Origin of the sequence: Mycobacterium sp. KBS0706, from assembly GCF_005938675.2 — a bacterium.
Classification (GTDB): Bacteria; Pseudomonadota; Alphaproteobacteria; order DSM-16000; family Inquilinaceae; genus Inquilinus.
This window is the reverse complement of record NZ_VCCH02000150.1, coordinates 1-12,445: the sequence shown is the minus strand read 5'-3', so window position 1 is coordinate 12,445 and position 12,445 is coordinate 1. Positions and strand designations below refer to the sequence as shown.

14 protein-coding genes and 1 pseudogene are annotated in these 12,445 nt (G+C 71.0%); 4 read left to right on the top strand and 11 right to left on the bottom strand.

What is annotated here, in order from left to right; all coding sequences use genetic code 11:
• The 3 genes from FFK22_RS38775 to FFK22_RS38765 form a co-directional block, all read right to left on the bottom strand.
• Positions 1-1,081 (bottom strand): peptidoglycan-binding domain-containing protein (locus tag FFK22_RS38775; protein WP_143956933.1); only part of this gene is annotated, 1,081 nt, incomplete at its 3' end.
• Positions 1,053-1,706 carry a DedA family protein gene (locus FFK22_RS38770; protein ID WP_186002899.1) on the bottom strand — a complete coding sequence of 218 codons (654 nt, stop codon included), beginning with the start codon at positions 1,704-1,706 and terminating at the stop codon, positions 1,053-1,055. The genes FFK22_RS38775 and FFK22_RS38770, both read right to left, overlap by 29 nt.
• Before the next feature lie 57 nt (positions 1,707-1,763).
• Positions 1,764-2,495 carry a glycerophosphoryl diester phosphodiesterase gene (locus FFK22_RS38765; RefSeq protein ID WP_138885697.1) on the bottom strand — a complete coding sequence of 244 codons (732 nt, stop codon included), beginning with the start codon at positions 2,493-2,495 and terminating at the stop codon, positions 1,764-1,766.
• A gap of 234 nt (positions 2,496-2,729) precedes the next feature.
• Here FFK22_RS38765 and ychF point away from each other — a divergent pair, with 234 nt between their 5' ends.
• A complete protein-coding gene (ychF, locus tag FFK22_RS38760; RefSeq protein ID WP_138885696.1) occupies positions 2,730-3,824 on the top strand; it encodes a redox-regulated ATPase YchF in 1,095 nt (364 codons plus the stop codon).
• Positions 3,825-3,946: 122 nt separating this feature from the next.
• On the opposite strand, the gene FFK22_RS38755 is transcribed toward ychF, so the two are convergent.
• Entirely contained in the window at positions 3,947-4,282 is a 336-nt protein-coding gene (locus FFK22_RS38755; RefSeq protein ID WP_138885695.1) for an MliC family protein, read from the bottom strand.
• 187 nt (positions 4,283-4,469) lie between these two features.
• On the opposite strand from FFK22_RS38755, the gene FFK22_RS38750 reads away from it, so the two are divergent.
• Positions 4,470-5,696, top strand: coding sequence for a sorbosone dehydrogenase family protein (locus FFK22_RS38750; protein ID WP_138885694.1), 1,227 nt, complete (start codon positions 4,470-4,472; stop codon positions 5,694-5,696).
• A 5-nt stretch (positions 5,697-5,701) separates the two neighbouring features.
• On the opposite strand, the gene FFK22_RS38745 is transcribed toward FFK22_RS38750, so the two are convergent.
• Both FFK22_RS38745 and FFK22_RS38740 read right to left on the bottom strand, forming a co-directional pair.
• Entirely contained in the window at positions 5,702-5,935 is a 234-nt protein-coding gene (locus tag FFK22_RS38745; protein WP_138885693.1) for a type II toxin-antitoxin system Phd/YefM family antitoxin, read from the bottom strand.
• Between the two features lie 50 nt (positions 5,936-5,985).
• Positions 5,986-6,804 carry a hypothetical protein gene (locus tag FFK22_RS38740; RefSeq protein WP_138885692.1) on the bottom strand — a complete coding sequence of 273 codons (819 nt, stop codon included), beginning with the start codon at positions 6,802-6,804 and terminating at the stop codon, positions 5,986-5,988.
• Between the two features lie 178 nt (positions 6,805-6,982).
• Here FFK22_RS38740 and FFK22_RS38735 point away from each other — a divergent pair, with 178 nt between their 5' ends.
• A complete protein-coding gene (locus tag FFK22_RS38735) occupies positions 6,983-8,503 on the top strand; it encodes a YifB family Mg chelatase-like AAA ATPase (RefSeq protein ID WP_138885691.1) in 1,521 nt (506 codons plus the stop codon).
• A 144-nt stretch (positions 8,504-8,647) separates the two neighbouring features.
• Positions 8,648-8,890 carry a hypothetical protein gene (locus FFK22_RS38730; protein WP_138885690.1) on the top strand — a complete coding sequence of 81 codons (243 nt, stop codon included), beginning with the start codon at positions 8,648-8,650 and terminating at the stop codon, positions 8,888-8,890.
• A gap of 256 nt (positions 8,891-9,146) precedes the next feature.
• Here the strand turns inward: FFK22_RS38730 and pth are convergent, their stop codons facing one another.
• The 5 genes and pseudogenes from pth to FFK22_RS38705 form a co-directional block, all read right to left on the bottom strand.
• Entirely contained in the window at positions 9,147-9,719 is a 573-nt protein-coding gene (pth, locus tag FFK22_RS38725; RefSeq protein ID WP_138885689.1) for an aminoacyl-tRNA hydrolase, read from the bottom strand.
• 28 nt (positions 9,720-9,747) lie between these two features.
• Positions 9,748-10,398: a 50S ribosomal protein L25/general stress protein Ctc gene (locus FFK22_RS38720; RefSeq protein ID WP_138885688.1), complete on the bottom strand. Its 651-nt coding sequence runs from the start codon at positions 10,396-10,398 to the stop codon at positions 9,748-9,750.
• A 144-nt stretch (positions 10,399-10,542) separates the two neighbouring features.
• Positions 10,543-11,349, bottom strand: a complete 807-nt coding sequence (locus FFK22_RS38715; RefSeq protein WP_138885687.1) for a MetQ/NlpA family ABC transporter substrate-binding protein — start codon at positions 11,347-11,349, stop codon at positions 10,543-10,545.
• A 57-nt stretch (positions 11,350-11,406) separates the two neighbouring features.
• Positions 11,407-11,619, bottom strand: a complete 213-nt coding sequence (locus FFK22_RS38710) for a hypothetical protein (RefSeq protein ID WP_138885686.1) — start codon at positions 11,617-11,619, stop codon at positions 11,407-11,409.
• A gap of 447 nt (positions 11,620-12,066) precedes the next feature.
• Positions 12,067-12,445: pseudogene (locus FFK22_RS38705) on the bottom strand (hypothetical protein); the annotation flags it as partial.

The following is a 12,445-nucleotide window of genomic DNA, read 5'->3' as shown; positions in this document are numbered from 1 at the left end:
CCGGCTTGGCCGCGGGTTCCGGTGCCTGCTGGACCAGCGGCCGCGGCGGTGCCGTGGCGGGGTCGGCCAGCAGCGCATCGGCCTGGGCCTGGGTCAGCCGGCCGGTCGCGGCGGCGCCGCCGGCGCGCTGGTAGAGGGCGATCGCCCGTCGGGTGCCGTCGCCGAACCGGCCGTCGACCTGGCTGCGATAGTGGCCGAGGGCGGCCAGGCGCTCCTGGACCTTGCGCCGCTGCGCCGTGGTCAGCGCCGGCTCGGCGCCATCCGGGGCCGGCGGGCCGATCAGCGTGTCGGCCTGATTCTGCAGCGCCTGCAGCGACTGGCGGTCGCCGGCGGCGCGGTCGCGGATCGCCGTGGCCTCGGCGCAGTCCGGGCCCTGGGTGGTGGCGCGTGCATCGATGGTGTCGACGCGCTGGCGCTGCTCGGCGATGTTGTCGGCGACGGCCAGCGCGCCGGTGCGGGCGGCCAGGGGGTCGGCGGCCTCCAGCTCGCCCAGGCGCTTGCCGATGCGGTCCAGCAGGGCGGTGGTGTCGGCCTGCACCGACTGGGCGTCGTCGACCAGCGCCGGGCAGGCCTGCGGGCCGCCGGGCAGGGCGCCGGTCGGGGTCGAGGCGATGCGGTCGGCCAGGCGGTTCGCCCGCCGCGCCTCGGCATCCAGCCGGCGGGCCAGGCTGCCCAGCCGCTCGCTCTGCAGGTCCGGGCGGCCACATTGGCCGATGATGGTGCGATAGGCCGCCTGGGCCCGGCGCAGCTTGGCCGACAGGCCCTGGGCCTGGCTGGCGACCTGGGTCGCCTGGTCGATCGAATCGCGGGCGGTGCCGGCGCCGGCGTCGCGCTCGATCCGGTCGATCCGCGTCTTGACCCGGCCGAGATCGCTGTCCGCCGTGGTCGCCAGCACATGCGCCTCGGCCTCGGTCTGGGCGCAGCTCTGCGACCGGCTCGGCCTGGCCGGTTCGTCGAACTGGCGGCGGATGCTGCTGAAGAAGTCGTCCAGCCCGTCCGCCCGCGCCGGTCCGGGCGCGGCGGCGAGGGCCAGCGCGGCGGCCATGATCAGGCTAGGGACGGTGGTCCGGGCGATCCTCATGCGAACTCTTGCTCTTGCGCGTCAGCAGGCGGAAGGCCGCCGCGGCGCCGACCAGCGTCGTGACGACGAGAAATATGATCAGCAGCGGCGCCGCATCTTCAATCCCGAAGATTCGGCTCAGGGTCTCGCCGGCGAACCAGCCGAGCCCGACCCAGACCGGCGCCCAGACGATCGCCGAGGCGATATTGGCGATCTGGAACGGGATGTGGCGCATCCCCATCATGCCGGCGACCAGCGGGATCACGGCGCGGATCGGGCCGAGGAAGCGGCCGATGAAGACGCTGATGCCGCCCCAGCGGTGGAAGAAGTCGCGGCCGGTGCGCAGCATCCGCGGGTGCCGGGTGAACGGCCAGATCCGCTCCACCCGGTGCTCCAGCCACACCCCGATCCAGTAGGAGACGGCGTCGCCCAGGATGGCGCCGGCGATCGCCCAGGGGATGACGTTCCAAGGGCTCAGCGTGCCCGACTGGATCAGCGTGCCGGCGGCGACCAGGATGGCGGTGGCCGGCAGCAGCAGGCTTAGCACGGCGAAGGATTCGCCGAAGGCGAAGACCAGGATGATCGGTCCGGCCCAGCCGGCATGCGCGCCGATATAGGCGATCGTCTGGTCGATGAAGCCCTGCACGCGCCGAATTCTCCCGAAGCTCGCGGCCGCGCCCGGTATCGGCGGCAAAAGCGGCGATCAGAGGGCGAGGATGCGGTCGGGCGCGTCGGAGAAGACGCCGGCGACACCCATGTCGAACAACGCCTTGGCCCGCTCGGCGTCGTTCACCGTATAGGCCAGCACCGGCCGGCCGGTGGCGCGGTATTCGGCGATGGTCTCCGCCGTCTCCTTCTCGTGGCTGACATTGATGGTCGTGGCGCCGATGGCGTCGGCATTGGCGGCCCAGACCGCCGGCCGGTCCCAGATCAGGTAGCCGCGCGGCCAGTCGGGCGCGATCTCGCGGGCTTTGAGAAGGCTCTCGATGGCGAAGCTGGAGACCAGCGGCTTCGGCCGGTCGGCCGGCCACAGCTTCTGCGCCGCGGCCAGCGCCACCTCGGCGGTCTCGACCTCGCGACCGGGGCAGGGCTTGATCTCGATGTTGACCGCCAGGCCCAGCTCCAGCGCCACGGTCAGCACCTCGTCCAGGGTCGGCACCCGCTCGCCCCGGAACTCGGGCGCGAATTTGCGGCCGGCATCCAGCATCCGCACCGCCGCGAAATCGGAATTGGCGATCGGGCCGCTGCCGTCGGTGGTGCGGTCCAGGGTGTCGTCATGGATCACCACCGGCACCCGGTTGCGGGTCAGCTTGACGTCGAACTCGACCATCTCGACGCCCAGCGCGGCGGCTTTGCGGAACGACGCCAGGGTGTTCTCCGGCGCATGGGCCGCGGCGCCGCGATGGCCGATGACTCGGGGCAGGGTCAGGGTCATGGGGCTGGTCTCCGGGGCGTCTAGGGCACTGCGGGAGGCGGGTTTTCGGCTTGGTCGGGAACGGTCCGGCTCACTCGCCCGGACGGAAAGGACCGGCAGCTCGTCAGGACAATCTCCCCTCCAGGTGCCATCCTCGCCGAGCCGGCGTCAAGTGCGGGACGGCCCGGCCGCGACTCCCCTTGGCCCGGCATCCGTGCTAGATGGGCGCCGATTCGAAGATCCGGACGAGAACCCATGGGATTCAATTGCGGCATCGTCGGCCTGCCCAATGTCGGCAAGTCGACGCTGTTCAACGCGCTGACCTCCACCCAGGCGGCGGAAGCGGCGAACTATCCATTCTGCACGATCGAGCCGAACACCGGCCGCGTCGGCGTGCCCGACCCGCGGCTGGACAAGCTGGCGGCGATCGCGGCCTCGGCCAAGGTCGTCGCCACCCAACTAGAGTTCGTCGACATCGCCGGGCTGGTGCGCGGCGCGTCGAAGGGCGAGGGGCTGGGCAACCAGTTCCTGGCCAATATCCGCGAGACCGATGCCGTGCTGCACGTGCTGCGCTGCTTCGAGGGCGAGGTCACCCATGTCGAGGGCTCGGTCGACCCGGTGCGCGATGCCGAGATCGTCGACACCGAGCTGATGCTGGCCGACATGGAGGGGTTGGAGCGGCGGGTGCTGTCCGCGGCCAAGCGGGCCAAGGGCGGCGACAAGGACGCGAAGGCCGAGATCGACCTGATGGAGCGGGCGCTGGCGGTGCTGCGCGAGGGCAGGCCGGCCCGCACCGTCGAGCTGTCGCCCGATGAGCGCGAGCCGTTCCGGCGCCTGGCGCTGTTGACCTCCAAGCCCGTGCTCTATGTCTGCAACGTCTCCGAGGACGAGGCCGCGACCGGCAACGCCCATTCCGCCCGGGTCGAGGCGATGGCGAAGGCGCAGGGCGCCGAGGCGGTGGTGATCTCGGCCGCGATCGAGGCCGAGCTGGCGCAGCTCTCGGCCGCGGAGAAGCAGGAGTTCCTGGCCTCGATCGGGCTCGAGGAGCCAGGGCTGAACAAGGTGATCCGCGCCGGCTACAAGCTGCTCGGCCTGCTCACCTTCTTCACCGTCGGACCGAAGGAGGCGCGGGCCTGGACCGTGCGGGCCGGCGCCGCCGCGCCGGAAGCCGCGGCAGAGATCCACAGCGACATCCAGCGCGGCTTCATCAAGGCCGAGACCATCGACTATGACAGCTTCGTCGCGCTCGGCGGCGAGCAGGGGGCGAAGGACGCCGGCAAGATGCGGCAGGAAGGCAAGGACTACATCGTCCGCGACGGCGACATCTTCCACTTCCGCTTCAACGTTTAGCCCCACCCCTTGGCGTCATCCCCGCGAAAGCGGGGATCTCGTCGGCGCAATGCCGAGATCCCGTGTCTGCGCCGCGGCACTCCGCGCCGCAGCGCGCACGGGATGACGATGAATGGGCGGGATCAGCCCGACGTGCAGGTGGTGCTCTGGGCGCCGGCGATGCGGCTGTAGGTGGCCTGGCCGCCCTTGTCCCAGAACTCGGCGCCATAGGGGTTGGTGTAGCGCGCGCCGCTGCCCGAGATCGCGCGCTGCAGCGTGATCGTGTTGCCGCCGTCGGCCAGCACCAGCGCGTCGCCGGTGAAGCCGGCGGACAGGCTGGTGCCGTCGGCGCAGCGATAGCCGACGGTCTTGCTGGCGATGGCTTCGGTCCGCGCGGTCGGGTTCGGGGTCTCGTCGCCGCAGGCGGCCAGCGCGGCGAGGGCCAGCGCGCAGGGGATCAGGGTCAGGCGGCGGGTCATCACAGTCTCCTTCTTGGCCCGGCGCCGTGCCGGGCGGACAATCGCCCATCAGCAACGCCGCAGCCGGCCATTTGTTTCGCGGCCGGGACGAAGCGGCCGGATCCTTGTCGGACAAATTTCCCATCGGCGGCCTTTTCGCGACCGCCACGGGCCCCACATCTTCAACAAGGATGTGGAGGAGACGCCGATGCGAAGCCCGGTCGCGGCCGCCATTCTGCTCGCCGCAATTCCGTTCATTGCGCTTCCGGCCCTGGCCGAGGACGTCGCCCCGGGGACCAAGTTCGAGATCCGGCCCGACGCCCTGCCCAAGCCCTATGCCACCGACGCCGTGGCCAACAGCGCCGGGCCCGTCGCCCGCACCGATGCGATGCGGCCGCAGGTGCCGAAGGGGATGACCGCGACGCTGTTCGCCTCGGGCCTGTCGGGCCCGCGCGAGATGCTGGTGCTGCCGGACCGGTCGATCCTGGTGTCGGAGCCGGAGGCCGGACGGATCAGCCGGCTGGTCGCGCCCAGCCCCCCGGCCCGCGCCCGGGCCATGCCGTTCCTGACCGGGCTGGACGGGCCCTACGGCATGACGCTGCGCCGCGACGCGCTGTACGTCGCCGATCTCGACGGGCTGTGGCGCGTGCCCTACACCGCGGGCGACGCCAAGGCGCAGGCGAAGCCGCAGCGGATCACGCCGGACGGCGCCTTCGACGGCGGCCGCGGCCATGCTAGCCGCAACGTGATCTGGGACCCGGCGTCGGACCGCTTCTTCGTCGCTATCGGCAGCCGCAGCAACATCGCCGAGGAGCCGGCGCCGCGCGCCACCATCCAGGCCTTCGCCGCCGACGGCTCGGGCGGCCGCACCTACGCCTCCGGGCTGCGCAACCCGGTCGGGCTGGCGCTGCAGCCGGGCACCGGAAAGCTCTACACCGTGGTGAACGAGCGCGACGGCCTCGGCAACGGGCTGGTGCCGGACTATCTGACGGCGGTGCAGGAGGGTGGCTTCTACGGCTGGCCCTACGCCTATATCGGCCAGAACCCGCAGCCGGACCTGGCGGACAAGCAGCCGGAGCTTGTGAAGAAGGCGATCGTGCCGGACCTGCTGTTCGAATCGCATTCGGCGCCGCTGGACCTGGTGTTCTACGACGGCTCGATGTTCCCCGACTGGCGCGGCGACGCGCTGGTGACGCTGCACGGCTCGTGGAACCGCGCCGACCCGATCGGCTACATGGTGGTCCGGGTGCCGTTCCGGGACGGCAAGCCCGCGGGCGGCTACGAGGCGCTGGCGACCGGCTTCCGGCTCAATCGCGGCGCCGGCGCGGCCCGGGTCTGGGGCCGCCCGGCCGGGATCGCGGTGCTGCCGGACGGATCGATCCTGGTCTCCGACGACGAGGGCGGCACGATCTGGCGCATCGCCAAGGGCGGGTGAGCGCCTTACGCAGACGAACCGTCTTCGAAGTCGTCCAGCGGCGCGTCGAAATCGGGTCCGATGTGGATCTCGCCTTTCATCAGGCCGAACCGGATCTTGGTCGGCTTGCCCTCGTCCAACGGCACCAGCTTGGCCAGCGGCGTGCCGGACTTGGCGATGACGAAGCTTTCCCCTTTGCTCGCCCGATCGACGATCTGGGAGAACAGGATCCTGGCTGCGGAGATGTCGATCGACGTCATCGGATGGATCGGCGCATGTCCCGTCAGATTCGGCCCTCGCTTGTGCATGGTCAAGCGGGGCCAGAATCAGGGGCCGGCCCCGGATCCTGATACAGCCGGAGATAGAGCTCCGACAGGAAGCCGGCGACCAGGGCCGTGGAGAGGGCGATCAGCAGCAGCAGGACAAGGTAGGCGACGACCCCGAAGACGAGGGCGCCGGCACCGGGCCCGGAGGTGCCGGGACCACCGCCCAGATGCTGCAGCGCCCAGCCCAGCGGACCGATGCCGAACCAGGGCGGAATCTGTACCGTGATGCACCCGATCAAGATCGGGATGGCACGACCCCGCGTCGCCGCCCAGCTCCGCCGAAAGGTCATCGAACGGTCGCCGATCGCCACGGCCGGCAGGATGAGGGACAGCCGGAGGGTGACGGCGGCGCCGGCGACGGCCAGCAGGATGATGACGACGGTGATCACCGTGGCGCCCGCCCGGTCGCCCAGCCCGCGCAGCAGGACTGCGACGGCGGGCGTGCCGATCACGATGATGGCGACGGCTGGCAATGCGGCGACGGCGGCCAGCACAACGTATCGCGCCAGGGTGTTCAGGTCGGAGAAGGCACGGCGCTCCTCGCGCAGCACGAAGCGGTGCCAGCCGATGGCGGTGCCGGCGCCGATGGCGGCCATGACGAGGTCTCCGCCCGGCCCGTCCCAGGCCTGCGGCGCCAGGATGATGATGGCGATGAGCAGGAGCACGGTGATCCCGGTCCAGGCCAGGGCGATCCTCATGAACACGCCGAGATTGCCGAACAGCCGGCCATACGCCGTCTCGATCAGGTGCGACAGCGGCAGGGGGCCGGCCGGCGGCCCGGCGGATTCGTTCAGATCGCCCATGCCGCATGATCGCCAAGGGCCGATGCGGCGGCAAGGCCGCTTCGCTGCGCCTGGATGTGCCGGGAGATTGATTGACAAGCGCCCCTCGGCCAGCTGAATATTGGTTGTGAATGATTGACATAAGACAATTTTAGATATGCTCTCGCCGCCGCTTCCACACCCGCGAAGCCCCGCCTAGATGGTCGCCAGGATCGCCACGGTCGCGTTCCAGGGGATCGAGACGGCGCCGGTCGACGTGCAGGTGCAGGTCTCCGGCGGCTTTTCCGGCATCACCCTGGTCGGCCTGCCCGACAAGGCGGTGGCGGAAAGCCGGGAGCGGGTGAAGGCGGCGCTGCATGCCCTCGGCCTGGCCCTGCCGCCCAGGCGCATCACCATCAACCTGGCGCCGGCCGACATGCTGAAGGAGGGCAGCCATTACGACCTGCCGATCGCGCTGGGCCTGCTCACCGCGCTCGACGTGCTGCCGGTGCAGGAGATCGGGCAGTACATGGCGCTGGGCGAGCTGGCGCTGGACGGGGCGCTGACTCCGGTCGCCGGGGTGCTGCCGGCGGCCCTGGGCGCGGCGGAGCGTGGGCTCGGCCTGATCTGCCCGGCCGCCTCGGGGCCGGAGGCGGCCTGGGCCGCCGATGCCGAGGGCCGGATCGACGTGCTGGCGGCGCCGACGCTGCTGGCCCTGGTCAACCACTTCAAGGGCACCCAGGTGCTGGCCCAGCCGCAGCCGCTGCTCGCCGCGGCGGACGGTCCCGGCCTCGACCTGCGCGACGTCAAGGGGCAGGAGACGGCGAAGCGGGCGCTGGAGATCGCCGCCGCCGGAAATCACAATCTGCTCATGATCGGTCCGCCCGGCTCCGGCAAGTCGATGCTGGCCGCGCGGCTGCCCGGCCTGCTGCCGCCGCTGTCGCCGGCCGAAGCGCTCGAAGTGTCGATGATCCATTCGGTCGCCGGGCTGCTGGAGGGCGGCCGGCTGATGCGCCGCCGGCCGTTCCGCGACCCGCACCATTCGGCCTCGCTGCCGGCGCTGGTCGGCGGCGGGCTCCGGGTCCGGCCGGGCGAGATCTCGCTGGCCCATCGCGGCGTGCTGTTCCTGGACGAACTGCCGGAATTCGCCCGCGCCACGCTCGAATCGCTGCGCCAGCCGATGGAGAGCGGCCGGGCGGTGATCGCCCGGGCCAACTCGCATGTCACCTATCCGGCCCGGGTGCTGCTGGCGGCGGCGATGAATCCGTGCCGCTGCGGCTATCTCGGCGACCCGGCGCTCGGCTGCGGCCGGGCACCGCGCTGCGGCCAGGACTACCAGTCGCGCCTGTCCGGGCCGCTGCTCGACCGCATCGACCTGCATGTCGACGTGCCCGCCGTCTCCGCCGCCGATCTGTCGCTGCCGCCGCCGGCCGAAGGCACGGCGGAGGTGGCGGCCCGGGTCGCGGCGGCGCGGGAGATCCAGGCTGCGCGCTACGCCGGGGACGGCATCGCCACCAATGCCGAGGCCGACGGCGCGGTGCTGGAACGCGTGGCAATGCCCGATTCGGCCGGCGCCACCCTGCTGACCCAGGCGGCGGAGCGGTTGCGCCTGTCCGCCCGCAGCTACCATCGGGTGCTGCGCGTCGCCCGCACCCTGGCCGACCTGACCGGGGCGGAGAGCCTCGGCCGCGCCCAGATCGCCGAAGCCCTGTCCTACCGGCGGCTGTCCGCGGCCGGATGATATCCAACGGTCGGCGGGAAAGCGGCGCGGACCCCATCAAGCCGGTTGGCCAGCGTCGGAAATTTTGTGATCCTGATCGGGTTTGCTTCTGTCCGAGGTGATCGCCTTCACCCGAATCCGACGGGGTAGCCGCCGATGCGATCGATGCTTTTGATTTTCGTCGCTATGCTGGCCGGTGCGTGCGTGCCGTCGGGCCAGAATAATTTCGTCGTGGTGCAGACCTTCAACGAACGCGGCGCCGCGGGGGCGCAGGCCACCGCGGACCGGTATTGCGGCCAGACCAGCCGCACGGCGCTCGCCACCGACCGGCAATGGAACTACATCGGCTTCCAATGCCTGGATCCGGCCAACTCGCTGGTGGCGCAGACGCCGATCCCGCCTCGCTAGGGGAATCCAAGGCCCAGACAGTAGAGGAGCCGCACGGCGGCGGCTCCTCGTTTTGCTCTTTTGTCCGCAGGCTCACCCGACGATGCCGGGTTGCCATTCCGACGGAGGTCGCCGCAAGGGCATTGCGGCTGGCCAATACGCGTTACCGGCTATGCCGACCACGTGGCCATACGATGCGCCCCCGGAACGATCGGATCAAGGGGGTCGTCGTGCGGCGCAGCAAAGGTCAACGAGGCTGCCGCGGTCAGGCGCCGGATCACGCGTCCTGGGTGGTCTGGGCGACCTGGGTCATGAACTTGCCGGCCGCCTTCTCGGCCAGCAGCGGCGCCGCCCCGGCGATCGCCTCCAGCAGCGGGTCGAGCCAGGCCTCGTCGGCCTTGGCGAAGTTGCCCAGCACCCAGCCATGCACCCGGTCCTTGTGGCCGGGATGGCCGATGCCGATGCGGACGCGCCAGAACTCGGGTCCGATATGGGCGTCGAGCGAGCGCAGGCCGTTGTGGCCGGCGGTGCCGCCGCCCTTCTTGACCCGGACCTTGCCGGGCGCCAGATCGAGCTCGTCATGGAACACGACGACGTCGTCGGGCGTGAGCTTGAAGAAGCGCATCGCCTCGCCGACCGACCGGCCGCTCTCGTTCATGTAGGTGGTGGGCTCCAGCGCCAGCACGCGCTCGGGGCCGAGCCGGCCTTCCGCCAGCCGGCCCTGGAACTTCAGCTTCCAGGGCGAAAAGGAATGGCGCTCGACGATGTCGTCGAGCGCCATGAACCCGACATTGTGCCGGTGATACGCATATTGCGAGCCGGGATTGCCGAGGCCGACGAACAGCAGCATCGCACTCTCCCAGCCCGCGGGGCCTTGATCAGGCCTTCGGCTCCTCGGCCGCGGCCGGGGCCGCCTCACCGGTGACCGCGGCGGCCGCAGCCTCGGCCGCCTCGGCACGGACCGCCGACGGCGCCGCGACGGTGGCGATCACGAAGTCGCGATCCTGCACGGCCGGACGAACGCCCTCCGGCAGCTTGACCGCGCTCATGCGCAGCGAGTCGCCGATATCGGCGCCGGTCAGGTCGACCGAGACGAATTCGGGGATCGACTCGGCGCGGCAGATCAGCTCGACATCGTGGCGCACGACGTTCAGCACGCCGCCGCGCTTGATGCCGGGCGACGCGCCGTCGTTGACGAAGTGCACCGGCACGTCGGCATGGACGGTGGTCTTGTCGCTGACGCGCAGGAAGTCCAGGTGGATCGCGCGGTCTGTCACCGGGTCCAGGGCGATGTCGCGCGCCAGGACATGGTGCTTCTCGCTGCCGATCTCGATGTCATAGAGATGCGTCAGCGCGGCGGGATCGCGCAGGACCTTCAGCAGCGACTGGGCGTTGACGTTGAACAGCACCGGCGGCTTGTTGTCGCCGTAGATGACGCCCGGGATCATCCCGGCCCGACGCGCTGCCCGTGCTGCCCCCTTACCGGCCCGGTCGCGCGCCTCGGCCGTGATCTTGATGGTATCGGCCATCGGCTCTCTCCTAAGTGAAGACGCCGGCCTCCAGGGGTGCCGGCGTCGATACGGCGTGAGTGAATGCTCACGCAAGCGCGGTCGTCTAGCAGAATTGATCCGGCCGCGCAACGGCCGGGGCCGCAGCCCCGGCCTGCTTCAGGCTTACCACGCCGGCAGGATGGCGCCCTTGAACCGGGTCTCCAGGAACTGCGCCACCTCGGGCGACTGGTAGGCCTCGACCAGGGTCTTCAGGTCGGCCCGGTCCTTGTCGCCGGCGCGGGCGGCGACGAAGTTGCCGTAAGGGTTGTTGGTCCGGCTCTCGGCGATCAGCGCGTCCTTGCGCGGGTCGAGCCCGGCCTCCAGCGCGTAATTGGTGTTGATGATCGCGCCGTCCAGGTCCGGCAGCGCGTGCGGCAGCTGTGCCGCGTCGAGCTCGGAGAACTGGAAGTTGTGCGGGTTCTCGGCGACGTCGAGCAGCGACGGGTTCAGGCCCTTGCCGGCGGCCAGCTTGATCAGGCCGTTGGCGGCCAGCAGGTTCAGCGCCCGGCCGCCGTTGCTGGGGTCGTTCGGGATGCCGATCCTGGCGCCGTCGGGCAGCTTGTCGATCTTGGCGACCTTCTTCGAGTACAGGCCGATCGGCTCGACGATGGTGAAGCCGATCGGGACGATGTGATAGCCGCGGGCGGCGATCTGGGCGTCCAGATAGGGCTGGTGCTGGAAGGCGTTGGCGTCGAGCTCGCCATGCTCCAGCGCCTCGTTCGGGATGGCGTAGTCGGAGAAGGTGATCAGTTCGACCTCGAGGCCTTTCTTGGCGGCCACCTGCTTGGCGACCTCGGCGATCTCCTCCTCGCTGCCGCCCATGACGCCGAGCTTGATGCTGGCGGCGAGGGCGCTGCCGGCGGTGGCGGCGCCGAGGGCGAGGCCGAGCGCCAGGCCGATCAGGCCGCGCGTCAGCGGGGAAAGGGACATGATGGGCTCCTGCACGTCTTGGGTCGGTATGGATATGGGGCGGCGCGGCGCCGCGGGTCAGGCCCGGGCCTGGTCCGGCCGGTGCTGGCGGCGGGCGATCGTGGTCAGCGCCGCATGCGCCGCCCGGCCGGCCGCACGGGTGGTGCGGAACAGGCGCCCCTCCAGCGGCGTGAAGGCCGCGTCGGAGGCGTAGAAGCGGAAGCCGCGGGGCTCGCGCGTGACGATGCCGGCGGTCAGGCCACCGGCGACGATGATGAAGGCGTCAGCCATGGAAGAGATCCTCTCGGAGGGCGCATCTGGTCGTGCGGTCGGGGGCGGCGGGCAGCGCCCGCGGTCAGCAACAGCGACAGGCGCGACACATGCCGATGCGCGGCACGGCGGAGAGGAACGGTGGGGGCAAGGTCGAAACCATCGGTCGGCTCCTCAGCATCAACTGCCGGAACCACGAACATTGTCGTGGCGCTTTAGCGTTTGGTGACGCGGCGCAAGCTGCTTCCGTCAAAATCCCGCGGATCCGAAGATCGGTGCCGACCCTCGAACATACGCGGCGGCATGTCAATAATAAAAAATCTACAAGGGCATTACGATAATACCATCGTTGCGAGGAGGCGGAGCCGACGAAGCAATGGCCGTGTGTGTCCGGCGGCGCCGCGCAAGTCACGAAAAAGCCCGCCCGGTTTCCCGGGCGGGCTTCTCTGATCCGACGATCGGTTGGGCTCAGGCGCCGCGGCGCCACCAGCCGCGCTTCGGGGCCTCGGGCGGCTGGTTCACCACCTGGTTGGCCTCGACAGCAAGGTTCTCGGCGGCCGGCGCCTCGGGCGCTGGCTCGGCCGCGGCCGGCACAGGCTCGGGCACAGCGCCGTTCAGCGCCGCCGCCGCCTCGGGCTCGGGCACCGGCTCCGGAACGACCTGCGGTGCCGGGGCGGGCGCCTCGGCGGCCGGCTCTTCGGCCGCAGCCACGGCCTTCTTGCGGCGCGGCGCGGCGCGGCGCTTCGGCTTCGGCGCCTCCTCGGCCGGCGCCGCGGCTTCCGCCGGGGCGGCGTCGGCCGGGGCGGGCTCGGGCGCGATCACGGCCTCGGCGGCCGCAACCGTCTCC

What these genes read in the sequence shown, in the direction of transcription:
- FFK22_RS38765 (WP_138885697.1), bottom strand. Translation starts at nt 2,495, where the DNA reads ATGACCCTGACCCTGCCCCGAGTCATCGGCCATCGCGGCGCCGCGGCC.
- ychF (WP_138885696.1), top strand. Translation starts at nt 2,730, where the DNA reads ATGGGATTCAATTGCGGCATCGTCGGCCTGCCCAATGTCGGCAAGTCG.
- FFK22_RS38755 (WP_138885695.1), bottom strand. Translation starts at nt 4,282, where the DNA reads ATGACCCGCCGCCTGACCCTGATCCCCTGCGCGCTGGCCCTCGCCGCG.
- FFK22_RS38750 (WP_138885694.1), top strand. Translation starts at nt 4,470, where the DNA reads ATGCGAAGCCCGGTCGCGGCCGCCATTCTGCTCGCCGCAATTCCGTTC.
- FFK22_RS38745 (WP_138885693.1), bottom strand. Translation starts at nt 5,935, where the DNA reads ATGACGTCGATCGACATCTCCGCAGCCAGGATCCTGTTCTCCCAGATC.
- FFK22_RS38740 (WP_138885692.1), bottom strand. Translation starts at nt 6,804, where the DNA reads ATGGGCGATCTGAACGAATCCGCCGGGCCGCCGGCCGGCCCCCTGCCG.
- FFK22_RS38735 (WP_138885691.1), top strand. Translation starts at nt 6,983, where the DNA reads ATGGTCGCCAGGATCGCCACGGTCGCGTTCCAGGGGATCGAGACGGCG.
- FFK22_RS38730 (WP_138885690.1), top strand. Translation starts at nt 8,648, where the DNA reads ATGCTTTTGATTTTCGTCGCTATGCTGGCCGGTGCGTGCGTGCCGTCG.
- pth (WP_138885689.1), bottom strand. Translation starts at nt 9,719, where the DNA reads ATGCTGCTGTTCGTCGGCCTCGGCAATCCCGGCTCGCAATATGCGTAT.
- FFK22_RS38720 (WP_138885688.1), bottom strand. Translation starts at nt 10,398, where the DNA reads ATGGCCGATACCATCAAGATCACGGCCGAGGCGCGCGACCGGGCCGGT.
- FFK22_RS38715 (WP_138885687.1), bottom strand. Translation starts at nt 11,349, where the DNA reads ATGTCCCTTTCCCCGCTGACGCGCGGCCTGATCGGCCTGGCGCTCGGC.
- FFK22_RS38710 (WP_138885686.1), bottom strand. Translation starts at nt 11,619, where the DNA reads ATGGCTGACGCCTTCATCATCGTCGCCGGTGGCCTGACCGCCGGCATC.